Raw genomic sequence first — 20,230 nt, 5'->3', positions numbered from 1 at the left:
CTGGATGGCGGAAAGCTTGAACTGTCTGGTGTGCTTGCTCATGTGAAACGCCCCTGAGGTTGGATTTTTGTCCAACATCAGGGGCGCAGTTCAGGGATAGCACATTGCTCAAGCTTTGCGCCGTACATGTGGGAGCGGGCAGGCCCGCGAAGAGGCCGGTACAGGCTAGCGAATGAAGTGCACCTTGCCGGTGTCGTCATTGCCCATGTAGATGCCATACACCCCGGCCTGCCGCTCGAGGATGTAGCGCTCGAGAATTTGCCGGATGGCCGGGTAATAGATTTCGTCCCACGGGATCTCGTCCGGCTCGAAGAACCTGTATGTCAGCGTTTCCGCCCCGTACTGCCCGGTTTCCTCGGTGGCGATGGCGCGGAAGATGATGTACACCTCGCTGATCTTCGGCACGCTGAAGATCGAGTACGGCGAGACGATTTCGGCGCGTACGCCGCTTTCTTCCCAGACCTCGCGCAGGGCCGCCTGCTCGGTGGTCTCGCCGGCCTCCATGAACCCGGCCGGCAAGGTCCAGGTGCCGGGGCGCGGCGGGATGGCGCGCTGGCAAAGCAGGTACTTGCCATCACGCTCGATGATGCAGCCGGCGATGATCTTCGGGTTGACGTAGTGGATATAGCCGCAGCCGTTGCAGTGCAGGCGTTCGTGGGTGTCGCCTGTGGGAACGCCCCGGGCCAGTTCCTTGGTGCAGTGCGGGCAGTAGCGCGGGGCGGTGGGCATGATCAGTGGCCTATGGGTGGCTTATATGCGTGGATCCTTCAGGGCCAGGGGCTCGACCATGTCGCGCACCTTGACGTTGTCATCCTGCTTCTGGCGCAGGTAGTCCAGGGCCACCTTGGCGGCGGCACGGACGTGGTCGACCGAGGCCTGGTGGGCCACCAGCGGGTCGCCGCTCTTGATCGCCTCGACGATCTTTTCCATTTCGCGGTTGCTGGCGCCGCGGCGGTTCTCCTGCGACACCGAGGTGGCGCGCAGGTAGCTGATGCGCGCCTGCAACTGGCGCAGCTGCTGGGCCGCCACCTGGTTGCCGGAGCCTTCCAGCAGCACATCGTAGAAACCTTGTACCGAATCCAGCACCTGTTGCAGCTCGCCTTCTTCGAGGGCTTCGCGGTTAACCTCCAGCGCACGCTCCAGGGCACGGATGTCCTTGGCCTTGGCGTTGAGGGTGAACAGTTGCACGATCAGGCCTTCGAGCACGCAGCGCAGCTCGTAGATGTCGCGGGCGTCTTCCAGGGTGATGATGGCCACGCGCGGGCCCTTGGCGTCGGCGAATTCCACCAGACCTTCGGATTCCAGATGGCGCAGGGCTTCACGCACCGAGGTGCGGCTGACGCCGAGGCGGTCGCAGAGGTCGCGCTCGACCAGGCGGTCGCCTGGCAGCAGGTGGAAGTTCATGATCGCGGCGCGCAGCTTGTCGAGCACGATTTCGCGCAGGGTAACGGGGTTGCGGTTGACCTTGAAGCTGTCGTCGAGTGGCTGGCGTTTCATCAAGTGCGCTCTTAAAGAGGCTGCCCGGCCGCAACCGCAAGAGCACCACGAACCTGGGGTGCTCCTTGCGTGGGTTCGAACAGCCCGGTGTTAACGGGTTGGCTCCGCATCGGCTTCAGCGAACGCTTCGCGGGCCAGGCGGAAGCTGTCCACCGCCGCGGGCACGCCGCAATAAATGCCGACCTGGAGCAGGATCTCGCGAATCTGTTCACGGCTCAGGCCATTACGCAAGGCGCCGCGAATGTGCAGCTTGAGCTCGTGGGGCCGGTTGAGCGCGGAAATCATGGCCAAGTTTATCATGCTGCGCTCTTTGAGCGACAAGCCTTCGCGGCCCCAGACGTGGCCCCAGCAGTATTCGGTGACCAGTTCCTGCAACGGCCTGGTGAAGTCGTCGGCGTTCTGGATCGAGCGGTTGACGTAGTCCTCGCCCAGCACCTGGGTACGGATCTGCAGGCCTTTTTCGTACTTTTCATTGCTCATGTGCAGTACTCCGGAATGAAACAGGGTCATCGGTGTCGGGTTCTTCGCGGGCTTGCCCGCTCCCACAGGTACTGCACAGGTTTCAGCACCTATGCGATCCCTGTGGGAGCGGGCGAGCCCGCGAAGAAGCCAATGAGGTCTATCAGCCCAGCGGGGGCAGGGCGCCCAGCTTGCCCTTGTGGTAGACCATCGGGGTCACCGGCTCGGCCGGCAGCACCAGGTTCTTCACCGCACCGACGATGATCGCGTGGTCACCGCCGTCGTACTCGCGCCACAGTTCGCACTCGATGATCGCCGTGGCCTTGGCCAGCAGCGGGTTGCCCAGCTCGCTCAGGTGCCAGTCGATGCCGTTGGCCTTGTCCTTGCCCTTGCCGGCGAAGGCATAGGCCTCGGCGGTCTGGTCGGCGGACAGCAGGTGAATCGCGAACTGCTTGCTGTCACGCAGGATCGGGTAGGTGTCGGAGGCGTAGTTGGGGCAGAACAGCACCAGCGCCGGGTCGATCGACAGCGCGCTGAACGCGCTGGCGGTGATGCCGACGATGCCACCGTCGGCGTCGAGGGTGGTGACCACCGTGACGCCGGACGGGAAGGAGCCCATCACGTCTTTGTAGATGCCTGGTTCGATCATGGGCGCAATCTCCTAGCGCATGACAAAGGGATCGGGCATAGGCGCGGTGGACAGGTTGATCCACACCGTCTTCAGCTCGGTATAGGCCAGCACCGAATCGATGCCGCTTTCACGGCCGTAGCCGCTGTTCTTGAAGCCACCGATCGGCGCCATGGCCGACACGGCGCGGTAGGTGTTGACCCAGATGATCCCCGAACGCACGTCGCGGGCCAGGCGGTGGGCGCGGCCCAGGTCGCGGGTCCAGATGCCGGCGGCCAGGCCGAACTGCGAGTCGTTGGCGATGGCCAGGGCCTCTTCCTCGGTCTTGAAGCGGATTACCGCGGCAACCGGGCCGAACACCTCTTCCTGCATGATGGTCATCGAGTTGCTGTCGCACTCGAACAGGGTCGGCTCGTAGAACCAACCGTCACCCTCGACCTCGGCACGCTTGCCGCCCATGTGCAGCTTGGCGCCTTCGGCCTTGGCCGCGGCCACCAGGCCTTCGACCACGGCCAGCTGTTGCGCGGTGGCCATAGGGCCCATTTCGCTGGCGTCGTCCTGCGGGTTGCCGATGCGGATGCGCTTGGCGCGGGCGATCAGGCGCTCGACGAACACGTCGAAGATCTCGTCCTGCACCAACAGGCGCGAGCCGGCCACGCAGCTTTGCCCGGAGGCGGCATAGATGCCGGCCACGGCGCCGTTGATGGCGCTGTCCAGGTCGGCGTCGGCGAAAATGATGTTCGGCGACTTGCCACCCAGCTCCAGTGACAGCTTGGCGAAGTTCTCGGCGCTGCTGCGTACCACGTGACGGGCGGTGGCGGCGCCGCCGGTGAAGGCGATCTTGCGCACCAGCGGGTGACGGGTGAGCGCCGCGCCGGTGCTGGGGCCGTAGCCGGTGACCACGTTGACCACACCGGCCGGGAAGCCGGCCTCGAGGGCCAGGCGGGCCAGTTCGAGGATGGTCGCCGAGGCGTGCTCGGACGGCTTGAGCACGATGGTGTTGCCGGCGGCCAGGGCCGGGGCCAGCTTGATTGCGGTGAGGTACAACGGGCTGTTCCACGGGATGATCCCGGCCACCACGCCGATCGGCTCGTGCACGGTGTAGGCGAACAGGTCGGGCTTGTCCAGCGGCAGGGTGCCGCCTTCAAGCTTGTCGGCAAGGCCCGCCGTGTAATGGAAGAACTCCGGCAGGTAGCCGACCTGGCCGCGGGTTTCACGGATCAGCTTGCCGTTGTCACGGCTTTCCAGCTGGGCCAGGTGTTCCTTGTTTTCGGCAATCAGGTCACCCAGGCGACGCAGCAGTTTGCCGCGCGCGGTGGCGGTGATGCTGCGCCATTCCTTGCTGTCGAAGGCACGCTGGGCGGCCTGCACGGCCAGTTCCACATCGGCTTCGTCGGCGTCGGGCAGTTGCGCCCAGGCCTGGGCGGTGGCCGGGTTGAGGCTGTCGAAGGTCTTGCCGCTCTGGGCATCGCGCCATTGGCCGTCGATGCACATCTGGAAACGAACGAGGGTCATGCAACAATCCCCTTGGCGGATTCGGTGAGGGTGCGGGCTTGCGCGAGGAAGTCCAGCAGCATCTTGTTGACTTCACGCGGTGCTTCCACCGGCATCATATGCCGTTGCTCGGCAAGGACCACGCTGTGCGCGCCAGGAATGCTGGCGGCGAGCTGGCGGGTCATGGCCGGGGTGGAGCCCGAGTCGAGCTCGCCGGTGGCGATCAGCGTCGGCACCTGGATGCCGCCCAGGTCGGCGGCGCGGTACATGTCCTGGGTGGCGAACAGCGAATAGGTGGTGTGGTAGCCCTGCGGGTCGTTGCTCGCCAGCACCTGGCGAATGGCGGCGACCTGCGCCGGGTTGGCAGCCTTGTATTCACGGCTGAACCAGCGGTCGAGCGCGGCGTCGACGTTGGCGTCGGGGCCCAACTGCGCAGCCTGGGCGGCGCGGGCGATAACGCCGGCACTCTGCTCGGGGGTGCGGTTGAACACGCTGTTGAGCACTACCAGTGCAGCCAGGCGCTGCGGGTAGTTGAGGGCGAACGCCCGGGCGACCAGGCCGCCCATGGAGAAGCCGATCACGGTGGCTTGGGCGATCTGCAGGTGGTCGAGCAGTTCGGCGAGCTGTGCGGCATAGCCTTCCAGGCCGATGTCGGCGGGCGGCAGCGCGCTCTGGCCGTGGCCAAGCATGTCGTAGGCGATGACACGGTAGTCGTTGGCCAGGCCAACGAACTGACCGCCCCACATTTCCTTGTTCAGGCCCACGCCGTGTATCAGTACCACGGGTTGGCCCTGGCCGACGGACAGGTAGCTGGTGCCGGCGGGGGTGCGTTCAGCGACAGGCTGAATCATGGAGGGCGCTCCTTGAAGGTCGGGCGCGGCGGGTAAGCACGCCACGCCCCGGCCCGTCTTGGTTGTTGTTATTGAGCGTTGGCTTTTTCGGCAGCCAGTTCTTCCAGGTCGATGTAGCGGTTGCCGATGCGCGGGTGCAGGCGGCCGCCGTCGGAGGCGCCCAGGACCACGACGATTTCATCGGCGCGCGGGGCGTCTTCGATCTGCATTTCCAGGGTGATGTAGTGCGAACGCAGGCCTTCGTCGTCCTTCTGCATCATCGGGATCTGGATCGAGGTGCCCGGGCCACCGCGCTTGTTGGTGAAGCTCAGGTAGCTCTTGGCCTGTACCGCTTCGCGGTAGTGGTTGCCGAAGCGCAGGGTGTGGATCACCGCCGAGGCGTGTTCGATTTCGCCGTCGGCGCCGACGACTGCGGCCTTGCCGTAGGCTTCGATCTTGTCGGCGCCGCCGATGGCAGCTGTCAGGCGCTCGACCATCAGGGCACCCAGGTCCGAGCAGTTGGCGCGGATTTCCGGCTTCAGATCCTCAACGAAACCGCGACCGGCCCATGGGTTCTTGATCACCACGGCCAGGCCGACCATGGTCACCGGCTTGTCGGTGGCCTTGCCGCCTTCGATGCGGGTCTCTTCGGAGTAGGTGACGATCTTGCGGATTTCGAAACTCATGGGTGGCTCCTGGTGAGGGTTATCAGATCTTGTTGTCTGATGGTATACCATAATATTTGTTGTGCAAGAGGTGGCTGGAAATTTCTCTTGCGAGGGGACGAAAGGTGGGGCGCGCGTTGGGTATGCCGCGGGTTTTGTGGTGTGTGAAAGATCGAGCGCCTCCCGCGCGGCGCATCGCGAGCGAAGCTCGCTCCTACATTTGTTGCAACGTGCCGAACCTGTTACGCCATCGTTGCCTGCTTTGACGCATGGCTTGAGCCTTGCAAACAAGGCTGACAACCATGGCCTCACAGGCATGGTCACGTTGCAACAAATGTAGGAGCGAGCTTCGCTCGCGATGCGCCGCGCGGGCGGCGCTCGATCTCAACGACACCAAAAATCCGAAGGCGTACATCCCAAAAAAAGCCCGCTCACGCAGGCCTCAGAGGCCCACGTGAGCGGGCGCGTCCCGCAATGTTTCAGGCAATGGGAATTCAGGCGAACGCCGGCACCACTTCCTTGATGAACAGCTCCAGCGATTTCTTCTTCTCGGCGTGGGGCAGGCTGTTGTCGCACCAGAAACTGAACTCGTCGACGCCGAGCGCCTGGTAGTACTTGATACGCGCGATGATTTCTTCCGGGGTGCCGATCATGGTGTTCTTGCGGATGTTCTCCAGCTCGAACGCCGGCACTTCGGCGAACTTCGACTCCGGGCTTGGCTCGAGGAAGCCGTTGACTGGGGTGGTCTTGTTGCCGAACCAGGCATCGAAGGTGCGGTAGAAGCGCGAGATGGCCTGGGCGCCGACTTTCCAGCCTTCCGGCTCGGCCGGGCTGTGCACGTGGGTGTGGCGCAGCACCATCAGTTGCGGGCGCGGCACGCCCGGGTTGTTGTCCAGGGCGGCCTGGAACTTGTTCTTCAGGTCCAGCACTTCCTCGTCACCCTTCATCAACGGGGTGACCATGACGTTGCAGCCGTTGGCCACGGCGAAGTTGTGCGAGTCCGGGTCGCGGGCGGCGATCCACATCGGCGGTACGGCGTTGTAAGGTTTCGGCACGCTGGTGGAGGTGGGGAACTTGTACACTTCGCCGTCATGGGCGTAGTCGCCTTCCCACAGCTTGCGCACCACCGGCACCATTTCGCGCAGGGCCTTGCCGCCGTCGGTGGCCGGCATGCCACCTGCCATGCGGTCGAATTCGAACTGGTAAGCGCCACGGGCCAGGCCCACTTCCATGCGGCCCTTGCTGATCACGTCGAGCAAGGCGCATTCGCCGGCCACGCGGATCGGGTTCCAGAACGGCGCGATGATGGTGCCAGCGCCCAGGCGGATCTTGTCGGTGCGCGCAGCCAGGTAGGCCAGCAGCGGCATCGGGCTTGGCGAAATGGTGTATTCCATGGCGTGGTGTTCGCCAATCCACACGGTGCTGAAACCGCCGTTCTCGGCCATCAGGGTCAGTTCGGTCAGGTCTTCGAACAGCTGGCGGTGGCTGACCTGTTCATCCCAACGTTCCATGTGCACGAACAACGAAAATTTCATGGGGCTTTCCTCAACGCTTGAAAGGGGCTGGCGCCTGGCAGGGTTGGCACCAGCGGTCTCGATTCAGAACAGGCTTCAGGCAAAGGCCGGCAGGCTGGCCATCCTGCCGCGGCAGTACACCATCGGCCGTGGCGCCTCCTCAGGGACGATCAGGTTGTGCACCTTGCCGACCATGATGGCGTGGTCGCCACCTTCATATTCGCGCCACAATTCGCATTCGATGACAGCGGTGGCACCGGCCAGGATCGGGTTGCCCAGTTCGCTCAGGGACCACTCGATGCCGCTGGCCTTGTCCTTGCCCTTCCTGGCGAAGGCATAGGCCTCGGCCTGCTGTTCACCGGACAGCAGGTGAATGGCGAAGCGCTTCTGCTTGATCAGCACGGGGTAGGAGTCGGAGGTGTAGTTGGGGCAGAACAACACCAGCGGCGGGTCCATCGACAGGGAGGAGAAGGCGCTGGCGGTCAGGCCGACGACCGAGCCGTCGTCGTCCAGGGTGGTGATGACGGTAACGCCGGACGGGAAGGAGCCCAGGACGTGCTTGTAGACGGTTGCGTCGATCATCTGGTGTACCTCTGAAGGGCTGCGGTGGTCCGCGGTTTTTATCGTTGATGTGTCTGATGGTATACCGTAATACCTATTTTGCAAGCGGAATTTTCACGCCCAGGGGTTTCACGATGAACGGCTCAAAGCCACGTATACCGTGGGCTTGAGCGGCGAGGCGGTTTGCTGCAGGGATTGCGCAAGCGGATCAGTTGGCGTTTTTTCCAGCGGATCAGTGTTGTCAAAAGTTTGGAATACCATAATATGGTCTGCAGCTGAGAGGCCGCCTAGATGCGGTTTCCTTACAAAGATAAAAACGACCTTTCGAGCTGAATCCTATGTCCCAACCGTCGTCGCAACACCAGTTTGTCGAGAATCACACGGTCGATTACGTTCCACCTGCCGAGCGCCACGGGAAGGCGCGCGACCTGTTCACCCTCTGGTTCAGTACCAACATCGCGCCACTGCCCATCGTCACCGGCGCCATGGTGGTCCAGGTGTTCCACCTGAACCTGCTGTGGGGCCTGGTCGCCATCGTGCTGGGCCATCTGGTCGGGGGCGTGGTCATCGCCCTTGCCTCTGCGCAGGGACCGCAGCTGGGGATTCCGCAGATGGTGCAAAGCCGTGGCCAGTTCGGCCGCTACGGCGCCTTGCTGATCGTGTTCTTCACCGCGCTGATCTATGTCGGCTTCTTCATTTCCAACATCGTCCTGGCAGGCAAGACCATCCATGGCATCACCCCGAGCGTGCCGATGCCGGGCGCGATCGTGATCGGTGCCCTGAGTGCCACCGCCATTGGCGTGATCGGCTACCGCTTCATCCACATCCTCAATCGCATCGGTACCTGGGTGATGGGGTCGGCGCTGCTGGCCGGCTTCATCATGATGTTCGCCCAGGAGCTGCCAGCCGACTTCTTCAGCCGTGGCGCGTTCAACCTGTCGGGCTTCATCGCCACCGTGTCGCTGGGTACCATCTGGCAGATCAGCTTCTCGCCGTACACCTCCGACTACTCGCGCTACCTGCCGCGTGAAGTGGGCATTGCCAAGCCGTTCTGGGCCACCTACTTCGGCGCGACCGTGGGCACCATCCTGTGCTTCAGCTTTGGTGCGGTGGCGGTGCTGTGCGTACCGGAAGGCACCGATGCGATGGATGCGGTCAAGCAGGCCACCGGCTGGCTGGGCCCGATCCTGATGGTGCTGTTCCTGCTCAACATCATCAGCCACAACGCCCTCAACCTGTATGGCGCGGTGCTGTCGATCGTCACCGCGATCCAGACCTTCGTCGCCGGGTGGACGCCGAGCATCAAGGTGCGGGTGGTGCTGGCTTCGGTGATTCTGGTGGGCTGCGGCATGGTGGCGCTGAATGCCTCGGCGGACTTCATCGGCCAGTTCATCGGCCTGATCCTGGCGCTGCTGCTGGTGCTGGTGCCGTGGGCGTCGATCAATCTGATCGATTTCTACCTGATCAAGAAAGGCCAGTACGACATCGCCTCGATCTTCAGTGCCGACGGCGGCATCTATGGCCGCTTCAACCACCACGCGATCATTGCCTATGCCTGCGGCATCCTGGTGCAGTTGCCGTTTGCCAATACGGCGCTGTATGTGGGGCCGTATGCCAATATCGTCGAAGGGGCCGACCTGTCGTGGCTGTTCGGCTTGCTGGTGACGGTGCCGCTGTATTACTGCCTGGCGACCCGGGGCACGGCTGCCGGGAAGGCGGGGCGGGTTGTGAGTGTCAGTGACTGATAGAAAACTGCTGCACTCATTGGGGCCGCTTTGCGGCCCTTCGCGGGCGCGCCCGCTCCCACAGGTAGCGCCTTGCCCTTGCAGGCGTCACGCATGCCGTGGGGGCGGGCGTGCCCGCGAAGGGCCACAAAGTGGCCCGGCAGTTCAGAGACCATTGCGTCAAGCGATGGCAATCGACGGGTCGGCAGCGGCCAGGGCCAGGGCGCGATCAGCTGCTGGCGGGTAGATCCACACAGAGTTGATCTGGCGCTTGAGGTCTTTGCCTTCCTGGCCATGCAGTTTCAGTTCGCGCTCCCAACCCTCGCTATACGCCGCGCCCCATTCGCCCAGATCCAGGCAGGTGACGTACTTGGGCTGGCGGTATACCAGCGGCTGCAGGCCGAGCAGGTCGGCCGCGGCGTTGTTGCCGCTGTGGCGGCCCATCGGGATGGCGTGCTGGCAGGTCATCAGGGCGTGGTTGCCCAGCTCGTCCACCGCGGCCCAGGCGGTGTCGCCGGTGGCGTACACATGGTCCTGGCCCAGCACTTTCAGGTGGCCGTCCACTTTCAACCGGCCGAAGTTGTCGCGTTCGCCGGAAACCTGTGCAGTCAGCGGGCTCGCCTTGACGCCAACGGTCCAGATCACGGTGTTGCTGGCGATATGGTCGCCGTTGTCCAGGGTAACGCCACCGGCATCGACGGCCACTACCGAGGCGCCGATCTGCCACTCGACCCCGGCCTGTTCGCTGGCGGCGACGATCGATGGCGTGATACCTGCGCCCAGCGCCGCGCCAACCTGCGCACCGCGATCGACCACCACTACCCGCAGCGCCGCACTGGCACCAAGGATGGCCCGCAGACGGGCAGGCATTTCCGTAGCGGTTTCAATGCCCGTGAAGCCACCACCGCAGACCACCACGGTGTTGCGTGCAGGCGAAGCGGGCAGGGCGGCCAGGCCGACCAGGTGGCGCTCCAGGCGCATGGCCGACTCCATCTGGTCGACATCGAATGCATGTTCGGCCAGGCCAGGCACTGCCGGGCGTGCGACCTGGCTGCCGGCAGCGAGGATCAGGCGGTCGTAGGCGATCCGTTGCCGGAGCCCCTGGGCGTCGGTGTAGCTGACACTGCGCCCTTCGGTATCGATGTTGTCGGCGCTGCCCGGGATGAAGTGAATGCCCACGGCTTCGAACAGCTCGCCCAGCGGGGCCTTCATGCCGTGCACGTCGGCCTCGTAGAAGCGCGGGCGGATGCGCAGTTCTGGCTGTGGAGCGAGGACGCTGATGCTGACGTCGGCGCGCTGGGCCTGGTCGAGCAGGCGTGCGGCGCTGAGGGCGCTCCAGACACCGGCAAAGCCGGCACCGATGATGAGAATGTTCGATTTCATGAGGGTGCTCCGCAAGGTTCGAAGGGGGCTTCGAGGGCGAGTTGTGTGCCGCTCGAATAACTACGACTCTATTAGTCGTAGTTTGTGGGTGCAAGTCTTTTTTACACGAGGGCGACACTGCGCACCGCTGCTTCCTGGCCGGAATAGCCGTATTTGTTGGGTTGAATGGATTGAACAGGCCGACCGGCGGCAGCCGCGCGCTTTGCGGCCCAGGTACTACGGGCGTATCATTTGCGACAAGATTGGTCGGAGATAGATATGTCGCTCTACAGTGCTGGCGTCGAATACGGTATCCATTGCCTGCTGTTCCTGGTGGACGAGCGGGGCGACTCGCGCGAGTCCAGCGTGCGCGACCTGGCGGAGTTGCAGGGAGTGCCCCAGGAGTACCTGGCCAAGGTCTTCACCAAGCTGGCCCGTGCCGGGCTGGTGGCTGCCACCGAGGGCGTGCGCGGTGGCTTCCGGCTGGCGCGGCCGTCGGATGAAATCAGCGTGCTGGATATCGTCAATGCCATCGACGGGCCGAAGAAGATCTTCGACTGCCGCGAAGTTCGCGAACGCTGCAGCCTGTTCGAGGGTTCGCCACCGGGTTGGGCGACCGAGGGCACCTGCGCGATCCATGCGGTGATGCTGGGTGCGCAGAAGCGCATGGAAGAGGCCCTGGCGCAGCAGACCATCCTTGATCTGGCGCGGCGGTTCGGGCGCAAGGCGCCGGCCGAGTTCGGGCAGAAGGTCAATGCCTGGATGGGTGAGCGGCGGGAGGGTAAGGGGGCAGGGGATATTCCGGTCAGTCAGGTGTGAATCTGTTGCCTGCACCGGCCTCTTCGCGGGTAAACCCGTTCCCACAGGGGCATCACAATCTCTGAGACTTGTGGGGTACCTGTGGGAGCGGGTTTACCCGCGAAGAGGCCAGTCCAGGCTAACGCCCCTCATGCTGCCGCCGATACGCCCCCGGCTGTACCCCCACCGCCTTGGCAAACGCCCGGGTAAACGCCGCCACCGACTGGTACCCCACCTGCGCCCCTACCTGCTCCACGGTATGCCCCGCCTGTAGCAACTGGCTGGCATGGCGCATGCGCAACGCCAGCAGTACTTGCCCCGGCGACTGTCCGGCCAGTTCATTGAAACGCTTGAAAAACGCCGACCGCGACAACCCGGTGCAGGCCGCCATGCTTTCCAGCGTCCACGCTTGCCCCGGTTGCTCGATCAACTGCTCCAGCAGCCCGGCAAACGCCGGTTGCCGGGCGAGGGCGACCAGCCCGCCCAGCGATTGCCCGGCATGCACCTGCTGGCGCAGCACATACAGGAACAACAAGTGCGTCAGCCGCTCCAGCAACCCTTGCGATGGCCCGGCGGTGCGCCGGCATTCCTCCAGAATCAGCTCGAACAACGCCCGCGCCGCATGCCCGGCCGGTTCATTGGCGCGCAGCAATATCCAGTCGGCCAGGCCGTCGACGATCAGCGCCGGCAAGCCCGGCTTGAAGTGGAAGAAACCACACACCAGCCCCACGCCATCGACCGCCTCGGTGTCCATGGCCTGCATGCGCTGGCGCGGCTGGGCGCAGGCACTGGCCGGGTCCTGGTCGCTGGCCAGGCGATAGCCGAGGTCGCGCAGCAGGAACACCGCATCGCCGGCCTCCAGCCGCAGTGCCTCGGGCTGGCCGTCGATGTGCAACCAGCAATGCCCCTGCACCACCAGGTGGAAGCTGGCCCGGCCCATGCCCTGGGTGCTGGCGTGCCAGCCGCCGCAGTAGCGGCCTACATGGAACAGGCTGGCATCGAGCTCCAGGCCTTCTAATAACCAATCGACAAGGTGGCTGGACGAAATCATCTAATGCAAAGACTCAAGAGCAAGGAAAGGCGACTGATGAATATGGAGGGTAGTTCTTATAACCAACAGACTGTAGTGACACCCATCAAAGGAGACCACTCCATGTCCTCGCGCATTACTTTACACACGCTGCAGAGCGCCCCGGAAGCGGCCCGTCCGTTCCTCGAGAACGCGCAGAAGAACTCCGGCTTCATCCCCAACCTGCTGGGCGTGCTGGCCAATGCCCCGGCGGCACTGGAAACCTACGTGACCGTTTCGGCACTCAACGGCAAATCCGAACTGAGCCTGGCCGAGCGTGAAGTGGTGCAACTGATTGCCGCCACCCAGCATGGCTGCGACTTCTGCGTGGCCGGCCACACGGCCGTGGCCCTGAACAAGGCCAAGCTGCCGCAGGAGGTGGTCGATGCCCTGCGTGCCCGTGGCGAGCTGCCCGATGCCCGTTATGAAACCCTGGCCGCGTTCGCCCGCGAAGTGATCGCCACCCGTGGCAATGTCAGCGAGGCCACATACCAGGCCTTCCGAGCGGCCGGCTTCAGTGAAGGTAACGCGCTGGAGGTGATTCTGGGCGTGAGCCTCGCAACCCTGTGCAACTTTGCTAATGTGTTCGCCCAGACGCCGCTCAATGACGAGCTGGGCAAGTACCGCTGGCAGCCATCTGCATAGACCCAGTTTGCTAGCGGCCATGATGCGGTCGTTGCAGGAGCGGCCTTGTGCCGCGAACGGGCCGCAAAGCGGCCCCGGCGTCCCAAAAGGAGCAAGACCATGCAAGATTGTGCATTTCGACACTGGCTGGATGCCAATGCCGAGGCCATTGATCGGGGCCAGTGCGAGCCTCAGCTGGTGCTGGCGCAGATCGCCGAATCGCAGCTGCTGCGCGTCGGTGTCGACCCGGCCCTGGGTGGCACGGGCGGGCAGGTGACCGACGCGGTCGAGGCCATCGCCGCGATCGCCAGCCGCTCGCTGGCAGCGGCGTTCGTCTGCTGGGGCCAGCGCGCCTTCATCGAATACCTGTTGCACAGCCCCAACCAGCCTCTGCGCGAGCGCCTGCTGCCGCGCCTGCTGACTGGCGAACTGGCCGGCGCCACCGGGCTGTCCAACGCCATGAAGTTCCTGTCCGGCATCGAAGCCCTGCAGGTGCGCGGCCGCCCGGCAGAGGATGGCTGGCACCTGGAAGGTCGCCTGCACTGGGTGACCAACCTGCGCAAAAGCGGCTTCGTGGTGGCTGCGGCCATCGAAGACGAAGGCGGTGGCGCCCCGTTCGTGCTGGCCATTCCGTCCGACGCACAAGGCCTGGAGCGCTCCGACGACCTGCAACTGATGGGACTGCAGTCGAGCAATACCGCGGCACTGGCCTTCCACCAGGTGCAATTGCAGCGTGGCTGGTTACTGCACGAAAATGCCCGCGAGTTCCTGCCGCGGGTACGCCCGGCGTTCCTGGCGCTGCAATGCGGCATGGCCATTGGCCTGGCGCGGCGGGCGCTGGCGGAAGTGCAGGCACACCTGCATGGCCGTGCCTCGTTCCTCGACGAAGCACGCCTGGTACTCAGCGAGCGCCTGGAAAACACCGTGAGCGAGCTCAAGCAGGGCCTGCTCGATGGCCGCTTCCAGCAGCATCCGGCTGCCTTGTTCAAGCTGCGCATCACCCTGGCCGAAAGCGCTGCCGACGCCGTCCAGCTGGAGTTGCAGGCCAGTGGTGGCAAAGCTTACCTCAGCGAGTACGGTGAAGGCTTTGCCCGCCGCTGGCGCGAGTCGGCTTTCGTGCCGATCGTCACGCCCAGCCTGGTGCAACTGCGCGCCGAACTGCAACGCCAGGCGGGCGCGGCATGAGCCCAGTGTTGCTCGAAGCCCGCGACATCAGCCTGGGCTACCCGCGCGAGGGTGGCTGGCAGGCGGTGCTGGCGCAGTTCGACCTGCAGCTGGCACCGGGCGAAGTGGTGACCATCCTCGGCCCCAGCGGGGTTGGCAAGTCCAGCCTGCTGCGGGTGCTGGCCGGCCTGCAACAGCCCCGCAGTGGCAGCGTGACCCTGCACGGCCAGCCGCTGCAGGGCCCGCACCCACGTCTGGCGGTGGCCTTCCAGGACCCGAGCCTGTTGCCCTGGTTGAGCCTGGAGAAGAACGTCGCCTTCGGCCTGGACTTCGCCCGCCAGCCCAAACTGGCCGCTGCCGAACGGCGCGCCCGCATCGACCACGCGATTGCCGCTGTCGGCCTGGCCCATGCCCGCGGCCAGTACCCGGCGCAGTTGTCCGGGGGCATGGCCCAGCGCACTGCGCTGGCCCGCTGCCTGGCCCGCCAGCCCGAAGTGCTGCTGCTCGACGAGCCGTTCGGCGCGCTCGATGAAGTGACCCGGGCCGACATGCAGCAACTGCTGCTGCAACTGATCGCCACCCATAACACGGCGGCGGTGCTGATCACTCACGATATCGACGAAGCCCTACTGCTGTCCGACCGGGTCCTGCTACTGGGCAACCACCCAGCGCACACCCTCGGCCAGTGGCATATCGACCTGCCGCAACCACGGACGCAGCGGGTCGAGGAACTGGGCGCCTTGCGCATCGAAATCCTCAAAACCCTTCGGCGGGCAAGCCGCACAGTCGAACCCACCCCAACCCCGTTGCCCTCGGAGGCTGTCCATGTGCATGGATGACTGCTGTTCCTCTTCTTCGCGTCGCGATTTCCTCAAGCTTGGCGCCATGCTCACGGCCGCCGGTGCGCTGCCGTTGCTGTCGAGCCTGCAGGCCCGGGCCGCCACCGAGCCGGACGCGCCGGTGCGTATCGGCTACCTGCCGATCACCGACGCCACGCCGCTGCTGGTGGCGCACAACAACGGCCTGTTCGAGGCCGAAGGCATCAAGGCCGAGCGCCCGGTGCTGCTGCGCAGCTGGGCGCAGGTGATCGAGGCGTTCATCTCCGGCCAGGTCAATGTCATTCACCTGCTGTCGCCAATGACCGTGTGGGCCCGCTACGGCAGCAAGGTGCCGGCCAAGGTGGTGGCCTGGAACCATGTGGGCGGTTCCGGCCTTACCGTGGCCCCGGACATCAGCGACATGAAACAGCTGGGCGGCAAGACCGTGGCCATCCCGTTCTGGTATTCCATCCATAACGTGGTGCTGCAGCAGATGCTCAACGACAACGGCCTGACCCCGGTGTCGAAGCCGGCCAATGCGCCACTGGCCGGCAACGAAGTCAACCTGCTGGTATTGCCGCCATCCGACATGCCGCCGGCGCTGGCCAGCAAGCGCATCGCTGGCTATATCGTCGCCGAGCCATTCAACGCCCTGGCCGAGAACCTCAAGGTCGGCCGCGTGCAGCGCTTTACCGGCGATGTGTGGCGCAACCACGCCTGCTGCGTGGTGTTCATGCACGAGCACGACCTGAACAACCGCCCGGAGTGGTCGCAGAAGGTGGTCAACGCCATCGTCAAGGCCCAGCACTGGACCCGAGACCACCGCGCCGAGGCCGCCGCGTTGTTGTCCAAGGCCGGCCCCAACAAGTACACCCCGCATGAGCCCGCAGTGCTGAGCAAAGTGCTGGCCCCGGCTGCCGAGGACCGTGCCGGTTATATTGCCAGTGGCGCCATTCGCCACCAGCAGTGGGACGAAAAACGCATCGATTTCCAGCCTTACCCGTTCCCCAGCTACACGGAAGAACTGGTCAAGCGCCTGAAAACCACCCTGATCGAGGGTGACCACGCGTTCCTGGCCGGCCTGGACCCGGCGCAGACCGCCCGCGACCTGGTCGACGACCGCTTCGTGCGCAACGCCATCGCTACCGTTGGCGGGCCGTCGGTGTTCGGCATTGCCGACAACTTCGAGCGTAGCGAGGAGTTCGCGGTCTGATGCGCACGCATGTCGTTCATGCCGGCCTGGGTCTGGCCGGGTTGCTGGGGTTGTTGCTGTTGTGGTGGGCCGGTGTTGCGCTGTTCGGCCAGGCCGATGGCCTGTCGGCGCGCTTTTCGCCGGCGGCGACCCTGGCCAGCCTGGTCGAGTTGCTGGGGCAGGGCGAGGTTTACGGGCATATCTGGGTCAGCCTCAAGCGCATCCTGGTCGGGCTGCTGCTGGCGCTGCTGATTGGTGTGCCGCTGGGTTTGCTGGTGGGCAGCTACCGGCACCTGGAGGCGGCGACCACGCCGGCGTTCCAGTTCCTGCGCATGATCTCGCCGCTGTCGTGGATGCCGGTGGTGGTGATGCTGATGGGCGTGGGGGACCAGCCTATCTACTTCCTGCTGGCGTTTGCCGCGTTGTGGCCGATCTTGCTGAACACGGCGGCCGGGGTAAGGCAGCTGGACCCGCGCTGGTTGCAGTTGAGCCGCAGTTTGAGTGCGACGCGCCGGGAGACCTTGTGCAAGGTGATCGTGCCCGGTGTGATCGGCCATGTGCTGACCGGCGTGCGCCTGGCCATCGGCATTCTGTGGATCGTGCTGGTGCCGTGCGAAATGCTCGGGGTGAGTGCCGGGCTGGGGTACTTCATTCTCGATACCCGCGACCGGTTGGCGTATTCCGAGCTGATGGCGATGGTACTGCTGATCGGGGTGCTGGGGTTTGTGCTCGATGCCTTTGCGCGTGGGTTGCATCGGCGTTGGGTGCATGGCTGAAGGGCCAGAGGGGCTTCTTCGCGGGCTTGCCCGCCCCCACAGGTATCCTGCCGCCCTTTGGCCTTGTGATACCCCTGTGGGAACGGGCGAGCCCGCGAACAGGCCCTCGGATCAATGTACGGTCTTGCGCTGCCGTACACACTCCTGCGCCTGAGCGGTCAGTTCGTCCAGCCGCTCATCCCGCATCTGCTCCGCTTCGATCATCGCATCCTCACCTTGCTGGTTGAGCAGGTAGGTATGGATCTGCATCACTTCCGCCGTCTGGTAGATCGGCGCAATATCCAGCCGTCCGATCAGCGCTTCACTAGCCTGCCCGGTACTGCTCATCAGCACCTGCGGCCCATTGGCGGCCACCACCTGCATGCCCATCGCCTCGAACCACGGTACCTGGCTGGCAAAGGCATTCAACTCGACGCAGGCATGGCGTGCCTGCAGGTCGCCCAGCAGCGCACGGGCGATACCCTGGCGGCGATGGCTGGCGCGTACGGCCAGGAACGCCAGGGCGCACGCCTGTTCATCGTCCTCGGCCGGCAGCGACAGGGCAAAGCCCAGCAATTGGTCCGGCGCGTCGGCATCCAGCGCCAGGGTCAGTGCCACGGCCAGGCCGCGGGTGCCGTCCAGCGCTTGCAGGTACTGGTGCACTTCCATGCCGACGCCGTACTGGTACAGCGGGTACAGCGGGTTGTCGGCGCTGATGGCGACACTGCTCAGTTCGCCGACGTGGTGGATCACCAGCTCGCGGATCTGGTTCTGGAAAGATTCAGGCGGCACGCTGTCGAGGCGGCTCAGGATGAACATCGGGGGGCAGGCTCCGGCGGGTAGATAGACAGCCCGCGCCGTGCGGGCGCGGGCTGTACAGTCTAACCGGTTTTGCCGATCAGCCTTGTACCTGTAATGCACCGAGCATCAGGTCGAGGTTTTGCACCGCCGCGCCGGAGGCACCTTTGCCGAGGTTGTCGAACACTGCGGTCAGCAGCACCTGGCCGTGCTCCGGGTTGGCGTAAAGCGCCAGGCGCAGGTCGTTGCTGTCGTTCAACGCCTCGGGGTCGAGGTTCGGCGCTGCGCCGTGCTGGTGCAGGGGCATCAGCTGGACGTGGCGGGCACCCTGGTAGTGCTGCTCCAGGCAGGCCTGCAGCTGCTCGGCACTGACCTGGCCGGGCAGCAGGCGCAACTGCAGCGGGATGCTCAGCACAATGCCCTGGCGGTAGGCACCGTAGCCGGGCATGAACATCGGCCGCGCCGACAGCCCGGCGTGCTGCTGGATTTCCGGCACGTGCTTGTGCGCCAGTTCCAGGCCGTACAGTTGCAGGGCCGGGGTTTTGCCAGCGGTGGGCTGCTCATGCCGTTCGACTGCGGCGCGGCCACCACCGGAATAGCCGGAGATGGCGTGGATGTTCAGCGGGTAATCCGCTGGCAACAGGCCAGCCTTGACCAGTGGGCGCAGCAGGGCGATGGCGCCGGTGGGGTAGCAGCCGGGGTTGCTGACGCGCTTGCTGTGCGCGATGCGTTCGGCTTGCTGCTCGTCGAGCTCCGGCAGGCCATAGACCCAGCCTGGGGTGGTGCGGTGCGCGGAGCTTGCGTCGATCACCCGCACCTGCGGGTTGTGGATCGTCGTCACGGCCTCGCGGGCGGCCTCGTCGGGCAGGCACAGCAGGGCGATGTCGGCGCTGTTGATCGCCTCGCGGCGGCGTTGCGGGTCTTTGCGCTCGGCTTCGGCCAGGGTCAGCAGGCGCAGATCGCTGCGGCCTTGCAAGCGGGCATGGATCTGCAGGCCGGTGGTGCCTTGGTCGCCGTCGATGAAGACAACAGGGGTGTGCATGGTCAAAGTCCGGTCGGGGAGGGATGGCCTATGCTCGCCTGTGGCTTTGCTAAAGAAAATTTGAATATGATGATCGATGTATTCATCTTTTCTGAATGAGTTTGGCCCATGCGTGAAATCAGCCTCGATCGCCTGCGCACCTTGGTGGTCATCTCCGACCTGGGCTCCTTTGCCGACGCCGCCCGCCAGCTAAGCCTGGCGCCGCCCACCATCAGCCTGCACGTGGCCGAACTGGAGGCGCGCATCGGCGCCCCCTTGCTCACCCGTACCCGCGGCCAGGTGCGGCCCACGGCCATCGGCGAAACCCTGCTGGCCCGTGCCCGCCGCCTGCTGGCCGACGCCGACCTGGCGCTGGACGAAGTGCGCCGGCAAGTCGAAGGCCTGACCGGGCGGGTGCGCCTGGGCGCTTCCACCGGTGCCATTGCCCACCTGCTGCCGCAGGCGCTGGAGCACCTGCGCACGGTGCACCCGGGGATCGATGTGCAGGTACAGGTGCTGACCTCCCAGGCCTCGCTGACGCGCCTGCGCGAGGGCACGCTGGATATCGGCCTGGTGGCCTTGCCGCAGGTGGCCGGCAAAGGGCTTAGGGTTACCCCCTGGCGGCGTGACCCGATCCTGGCCTACGTGCCGGCCGACTGGCAGCCGCCGGCCAAGGTTACGCCGGCCTGGCTGGCGCAGCGGGCGTTGATCCTCAACGACAGCAGCACCCAGTTGTCGCGGGTGACCGGGGAGTGGTTCGCGGCGGCGGGGTTGTACCCCGAGCCGCGAATCGAGCTGAACTACAACGATGCGATCAAGAGCCTGGTCGGGGCCGGGTATGGGGCAACGTTGCTGCCGCAGGAGGGGGAGGCAGCCGAGCTGGACCGGCGCATTGCCAGCCGGCCGCTGCGGCCAGGGTTGTGGCGGCAATTGGGCATTGCCTGCCGGGAAGGGCAGGTGGAGCGGGCCACAGGGTATGTGTTGCAGGCGCTGGAGCGGTTACGGCAGTAGGGGCCGCAAAGCGGCCCCAGGGATCACCCCCGCTCACGGGCCCGCACCGCAGTCACGGTCTCCCCGCCAACCCCCCAGTTATCGGTCGGTACCTCCTCGATCACCACAAAGGTACTGGCCGGCGGCTTGCCCAGTACCTGCTGCAGCATGCGGGTCGTCTGTTCGATCAGCTGGCGCTTGTGCTCAGCGTTCACGCCTTCATCGGTCACGCGAATGTGGACATAGGGCATGGTTCTCGCTCCTCTG

22 protein-coding genes are annotated in these 20,230 nt (G+C 65.0%); 8 read left to right on the top strand and 14 right to left on the bottom strand.

Annotated elements, in window-relative coordinates:
- Positions 1-165: 165 nt before the first annotated feature.
- The 9 genes from ACIQYU_RS13775 to ACIQYU_RS13735 form a co-directional block, all read right to left on the bottom strand.
- Positions 166-729, bottom strand: coding sequence for an NUDIX hydrolase (locus ACIQYU_RS13775; RefSeq protein ID WP_207838127.1), 564 nt, complete (start codon positions 727-729; stop codon positions 166-168).
- A 21-nt stretch (positions 730-750) separates the two neighbouring features.
- Positions 751-1,497, bottom strand: coding sequence for a GntR family transcriptional regulator (locus ACIQYU_RS13770; protein WP_063913667.1), 747 nt, complete (start codon positions 1,495-1,497; stop codon positions 751-753).
- A 90-nt stretch (positions 1,498-1,587) separates the two neighbouring features.
- The gene (locus tag ACIQYU_RS13765) at positions 1,588-1,977 is read right to left on the bottom strand and encodes a carboxymuconolactone decarboxylase family protein (RefSeq protein WP_207838129.1); all 390 of its coding nucleotides are present in this window, start codon (positions 1,975-1,977) and stop codon (positions 1,588-1,590) included.
- Positions 1,978-2,119: 142 nt separating this feature from the next.
- Positions 2,120-2,605: a flavin reductase family protein gene (locus tag ACIQYU_RS13760; protein WP_112252637.1), complete on the bottom strand. Its 486-nt coding sequence runs from the start codon at positions 2,603-2,605 to the stop codon at positions 2,120-2,122.
- 12 nt (positions 2,606-2,617) lie between these two features.
- The gene (locus tag ACIQYU_RS13755; RefSeq protein ID WP_207838132.1) at positions 2,618-4,099 is read right to left on the bottom strand and encodes an aldehyde dehydrogenase; all 1,482 of its coding nucleotides are present in this window, start codon (positions 4,097-4,099) and stop codon (positions 2,618-2,620) included.
- Entirely contained in the window at positions 4,096-4,929 is an 834-nt protein-coding gene (locus ACIQYU_RS13750) for an alpha/beta fold hydrolase (RefSeq protein WP_402800358.1), read from the bottom strand. Before ACIQYU_RS13750 ends, ACIQYU_RS13755 begins: the two co-directional genes overlap by 4 nt.
- Before the next feature lie 68 nt (positions 4,930-4,997).
- Positions 4,998-5,594 carry an amino acid synthesis family protein gene (locus ACIQYU_RS13745; RefSeq protein ID WP_003258678.1) on the bottom strand — a complete coding sequence of 199 codons (597 nt, stop codon included), beginning with the start codon at positions 5,592-5,594 and terminating at the stop codon, positions 4,998-5,000.
- A 473-nt stretch (positions 5,595-6,067) separates the two neighbouring features.
- Complete coding sequence (locus ACIQYU_RS13740) at positions 6,068-7,108, bottom strand: LLM class flavin-dependent oxidoreductase (RefSeq protein WP_207838137.1); 1,041 nt, start codon at positions 7,106-7,108, stop codon at positions 6,068-6,070.
- Positions 7,109-7,183: 75 nt separating this feature from the next.
- Positions 7,184-7,669 (bottom strand): flavin reductase family protein, encoded by a 486-nt coding sequence (locus ACIQYU_RS13735; RefSeq protein ID WP_207838140.1) that lies wholly within the window; start codon positions 7,667-7,669, stop codon positions 7,184-7,186.
- A gap of 317 nt (positions 7,670-7,986) precedes the next feature.
- Here ACIQYU_RS13735 and ACIQYU_RS13730 point away from each other — a divergent pair, with 317 nt between their 5' ends.
- Positions 7,987-9,393, top strand: a complete 1,407-nt coding sequence (locus tag ACIQYU_RS13730; protein ID WP_207838142.1) for a cytosine permease — start codon at positions 7,987-7,989, stop codon at positions 9,391-9,393.
- Between the two features lie 159 nt (positions 9,394-9,552).
- On the opposite strand, the gene ACIQYU_RS13725 is transcribed toward ACIQYU_RS13730, so the two are convergent.
- On the bottom strand, positions 9,553-10,755 hold the full coding sequence (locus ACIQYU_RS13725; protein WP_207838145.1) for an NAD(P)/FAD-dependent oxidoreductase: 1,203 nt from the start codon (positions 10,753-10,755) through the stop codon (positions 9,553-9,555).
- Between the two features lie 258 nt (positions 10,756-11,013).
- On the opposite strand from ACIQYU_RS13725, the gene ACIQYU_RS13720 reads away from it, so the two are divergent.
- Entirely contained in the window at positions 11,014-11,553 is a 540-nt protein-coding gene (locus ACIQYU_RS13720; protein ID WP_207838148.1) for an Rrf2 family transcriptional regulator, read from the top strand.
- 118 nt (positions 11,554-11,671) lie between these two features.
- Here ACIQYU_RS13720 and ACIQYU_RS13715 read toward each other — a convergent pair whose 3' ends face one another.
- Positions 11,672-12,583, bottom strand: a complete 912-nt coding sequence (locus ACIQYU_RS13715; RefSeq protein WP_402800355.1) for an AraC family transcriptional regulator — start codon at positions 12,581-12,583, stop codon at positions 11,672-11,674.
- Positions 12,584-12,685: 102 nt separating this feature from the next.
- Here ACIQYU_RS13715 and ACIQYU_RS13710 point away from each other — a divergent pair, with 102 nt between their 5' ends.
- From ACIQYU_RS13710 to ACIQYU_RS13690, 5 genes are all read left to right on the top strand, one after another.
- A complete protein-coding gene (locus ACIQYU_RS13710; RefSeq protein ID WP_046615469.1) occupies positions 12,686-13,246 on the top strand; it encodes a carboxymuconolactone decarboxylase family protein in 561 nt (186 codons plus the stop codon).
- 99 nt (positions 13,247-13,345) lie between these two features.
- Positions 13,346-14,410 carry an acyl-CoA dehydrogenase family protein gene (locus ACIQYU_RS13705; RefSeq protein WP_207837825.1) on the top strand — a complete coding sequence of 355 codons (1,065 nt, stop codon included), beginning with the start codon at positions 13,346-13,348 and terminating at the stop codon, positions 14,408-14,410.
- The gene (locus ACIQYU_RS13700; protein WP_207837823.1) at positions 14,407-15,228 is read left to right on the top strand and encodes an ABC transporter ATP-binding protein; all 822 of its coding nucleotides are present in this window, start codon (positions 14,407-14,409) and stop codon (positions 15,226-15,228) included. Before ACIQYU_RS13705 ends, ACIQYU_RS13700 begins: the two co-directional genes overlap by 4 nt.
- The gene (locus ACIQYU_RS13695; RefSeq protein ID WP_207837821.1) at positions 15,215-16,420 is read left to right on the top strand and encodes an ABC transporter substrate-binding protein; all 1,206 of its coding nucleotides are present in this window, start codon (positions 15,215-15,217) and stop codon (positions 16,418-16,420) included. Before ACIQYU_RS13700 ends, ACIQYU_RS13695 begins: the two co-directional genes overlap by 14 nt.
- Positions 16,420-17,175 (top strand): ABC transporter permease, encoded by a 756-nt coding sequence (locus ACIQYU_RS13690; RefSeq protein ID WP_207837819.1) that lies wholly within the window; start codon positions 16,420-16,422, stop codon positions 17,173-17,175. The genes ACIQYU_RS13695 and ACIQYU_RS13690 overlap by 1 nt, the downstream gene beginning before the upstream one ends.
- Positions 17,176-17,286: 111 nt before the next feature.
- Here ACIQYU_RS13690 and ACIQYU_RS13685 read toward each other — a convergent pair whose 3' ends face one another.
- Positions 17,287-17,973 (bottom strand): GNAT family N-acetyltransferase, encoded by a 687-nt coding sequence (locus ACIQYU_RS13685; protein WP_402800346.1) that lies wholly within the window; start codon positions 17,971-17,973, stop codon positions 17,287-17,289.
- A gap of 79 nt (positions 17,974-18,052) precedes the next feature.
- The gene (gene argC, locus ACIQYU_RS13680; protein WP_402800345.1) at positions 18,053-18,994 is read right to left on the bottom strand and encodes an N-acetyl-gamma-glutamyl-phosphate reductase; all 942 of its coding nucleotides are present in this window, start codon (positions 18,992-18,994) and stop codon (positions 18,053-18,055) included.
- 108 nt (positions 18,995-19,102) lie between these two features.
- Here argC and ACIQYU_RS13675 point away from each other — a divergent pair, with 108 nt between their 5' ends.
- Complete coding sequence (locus ACIQYU_RS13675) at positions 19,103-19,984, top strand: LysR family transcriptional regulator (protein ID WP_343583492.1); 882 nt, start codon at positions 19,103-19,105, stop codon at positions 19,982-19,984.
- A gap of 23 nt (positions 19,985-20,007) precedes the next feature.
- Here ACIQYU_RS13675 and ACIQYU_RS13670 read toward each other — a convergent pair whose 3' ends face one another.
- Complete coding sequence (locus tag ACIQYU_RS13670) at positions 20,008-20,214, bottom strand: 4-oxalocrotonate tautomerase family protein (protein ID WP_241105641.1); 207 nt, start codon at positions 20,212-20,214, stop codon at positions 20,008-20,010.
- Positions 20,215-20,230 lie beyond the last annotated feature (16 nt).

This window comes from Pseudomonas sp. NPDC096925 (genome assembly GCF_044762545.1).
GTDB lineage: Bacteria > Pseudomonadota > Gammaproteobacteria > Pseudomonadales > Pseudomonadaceae > Aquipseudomonas.
This window is presented reverse-complemented; position numbering and strand designations above follow the sequence as displayed.

Bases quoted from the DNA above. Each gene is read 5' to 3' on its own strand.
- ACIQYU_RS13775 (WP_207838127.1), bottom strand. From the start codon at position 729: ATGCCCACCGCCCCGCGCTACTGCCCGCACTGCACCAAGGAACTGGCC.
- ACIQYU_RS13770 (WP_063913667.1), bottom strand. From the start codon at position 1,497: ATGAAACGCCAGCCACTCGACGACAGCTTCAAGGTCAACCGCAACCCC.
- ACIQYU_RS13765 (WP_207838129.1), bottom strand. From the start codon at position 1,977: ATGAGCAATGAAAAGTACGAAAAAGGCCTGCAGATCCGTACCCAGGTG.
- ACIQYU_RS13760 (WP_112252637.1), bottom strand. From the start codon at position 2,605: ATGATCGAACCAGGCATCTACAAAGACGTGATGGGCTCCTTCCCGTCC.
- ACIQYU_RS13755 (WP_207838132.1), bottom strand. From the start codon at position 4,099: ATGACCCTCGTTCGTTTCCAGATGTGCATCGACGGCCAATGGCGCGAT.
- ACIQYU_RS13750 (WP_402800358.1), bottom strand. From the start codon at position 4,929: ATGATTCAGCCTGTCGCTGAACGCACCCCCGCCGGCACCAGCTACCTG.
- ACIQYU_RS13745 (WP_003258678.1), bottom strand. From the start codon at position 5,594: ATGAGTTTCGAAATCCGCAAGATCGTCACCTACTCCGAAGAGACCCGC.
- ACIQYU_RS13740 (WP_207838137.1), bottom strand. From the start codon at position 7,108: ATGAAATTTTCGTTGTTCGTGCACATGGAACGTTGGGATGAACAGGTC.
- ACIQYU_RS13735 (WP_207838140.1), bottom strand. From the start codon at position 7,669: ATGATCGACGCAACCGTCTACAAGCACGTCCTGGGCTCCTTCCCGTCC.
- ACIQYU_RS13730 (WP_207838142.1), top strand. From the start codon at position 7,987: ATGTCCCAACCGTCGTCGCAACACCAGTTTGTCGAGAATCACACGGTC.
- ACIQYU_RS13725 (WP_207838145.1), bottom strand. From the start codon at position 10,755: ATGAAATCGAACATTCTCATCATCGGTGCCGGCTTTGCCGGTGTCTGG.
- ACIQYU_RS13720 (WP_207838148.1), top strand. From the start codon at position 11,014: ATGTCGCTCTACAGTGCTGGCGTCGAATACGGTATCCATTGCCTGCTG.
- ACIQYU_RS13715 (WP_402800355.1), bottom strand. From the start codon at position 12,583: ATGATTTCGTCCAGCCACCTTGTCGATTGGTTATTAGAAGGCCTGGAG.
- ACIQYU_RS13710 (WP_046615469.1), top strand. From the start codon at position 12,686: ATGTCCTCGCGCATTACTTTACACACGCTGCAGAGCGCCCCGGAAGCG.
- ACIQYU_RS13705 (WP_207837825.1), top strand. From the start codon at position 13,346: ATGCAAGATTGTGCATTTCGACACTGGCTGGATGCCAATGCCGAGGCC.
- ACIQYU_RS13700 (WP_207837823.1), top strand. From the start codon at position 14,407: ATGAGCCCAGTGTTGCTCGAAGCCCGCGACATCAGCCTGGGCTACCCG.
- ACIQYU_RS13695 (WP_207837821.1), top strand. From the start codon at position 15,215: ATGTGCATGGATGACTGCTGTTCCTCTTCTTCGCGTCGCGATTTCCTC.
- ACIQYU_RS13690 (WP_207837819.1), top strand. From the start codon at position 16,420: ATGCGCACGCATGTCGTTCATGCCGGCCTGGGTCTGGCCGGGTTGCTG.
- ACIQYU_RS13685 (WP_402800346.1), bottom strand. From the start codon at position 17,973: ATGTTCATCCTGAGCCGCCTCGACAGCGTGCCGCCTGAATCTTTCCAG.
- argC (WP_402800345.1), bottom strand. From the start codon at position 18,994: ATGCACACCCCTGTTGTCTTCATCGACGGCGACCAAGGCACCACCGGC.
- ACIQYU_RS13675 (WP_343583492.1), top strand. From the start codon at position 19,103: ATGCGTGAAATCAGCCTCGATCGCCTGCGCACCTTGGTGGTCATCTCC.
- ACIQYU_RS13670 (WP_241105641.1), bottom strand. From the start codon at position 20,214: ATGCCCTATGTCCACATTCGCGTGACCGATGAAGGCGTGAACGCTGAG.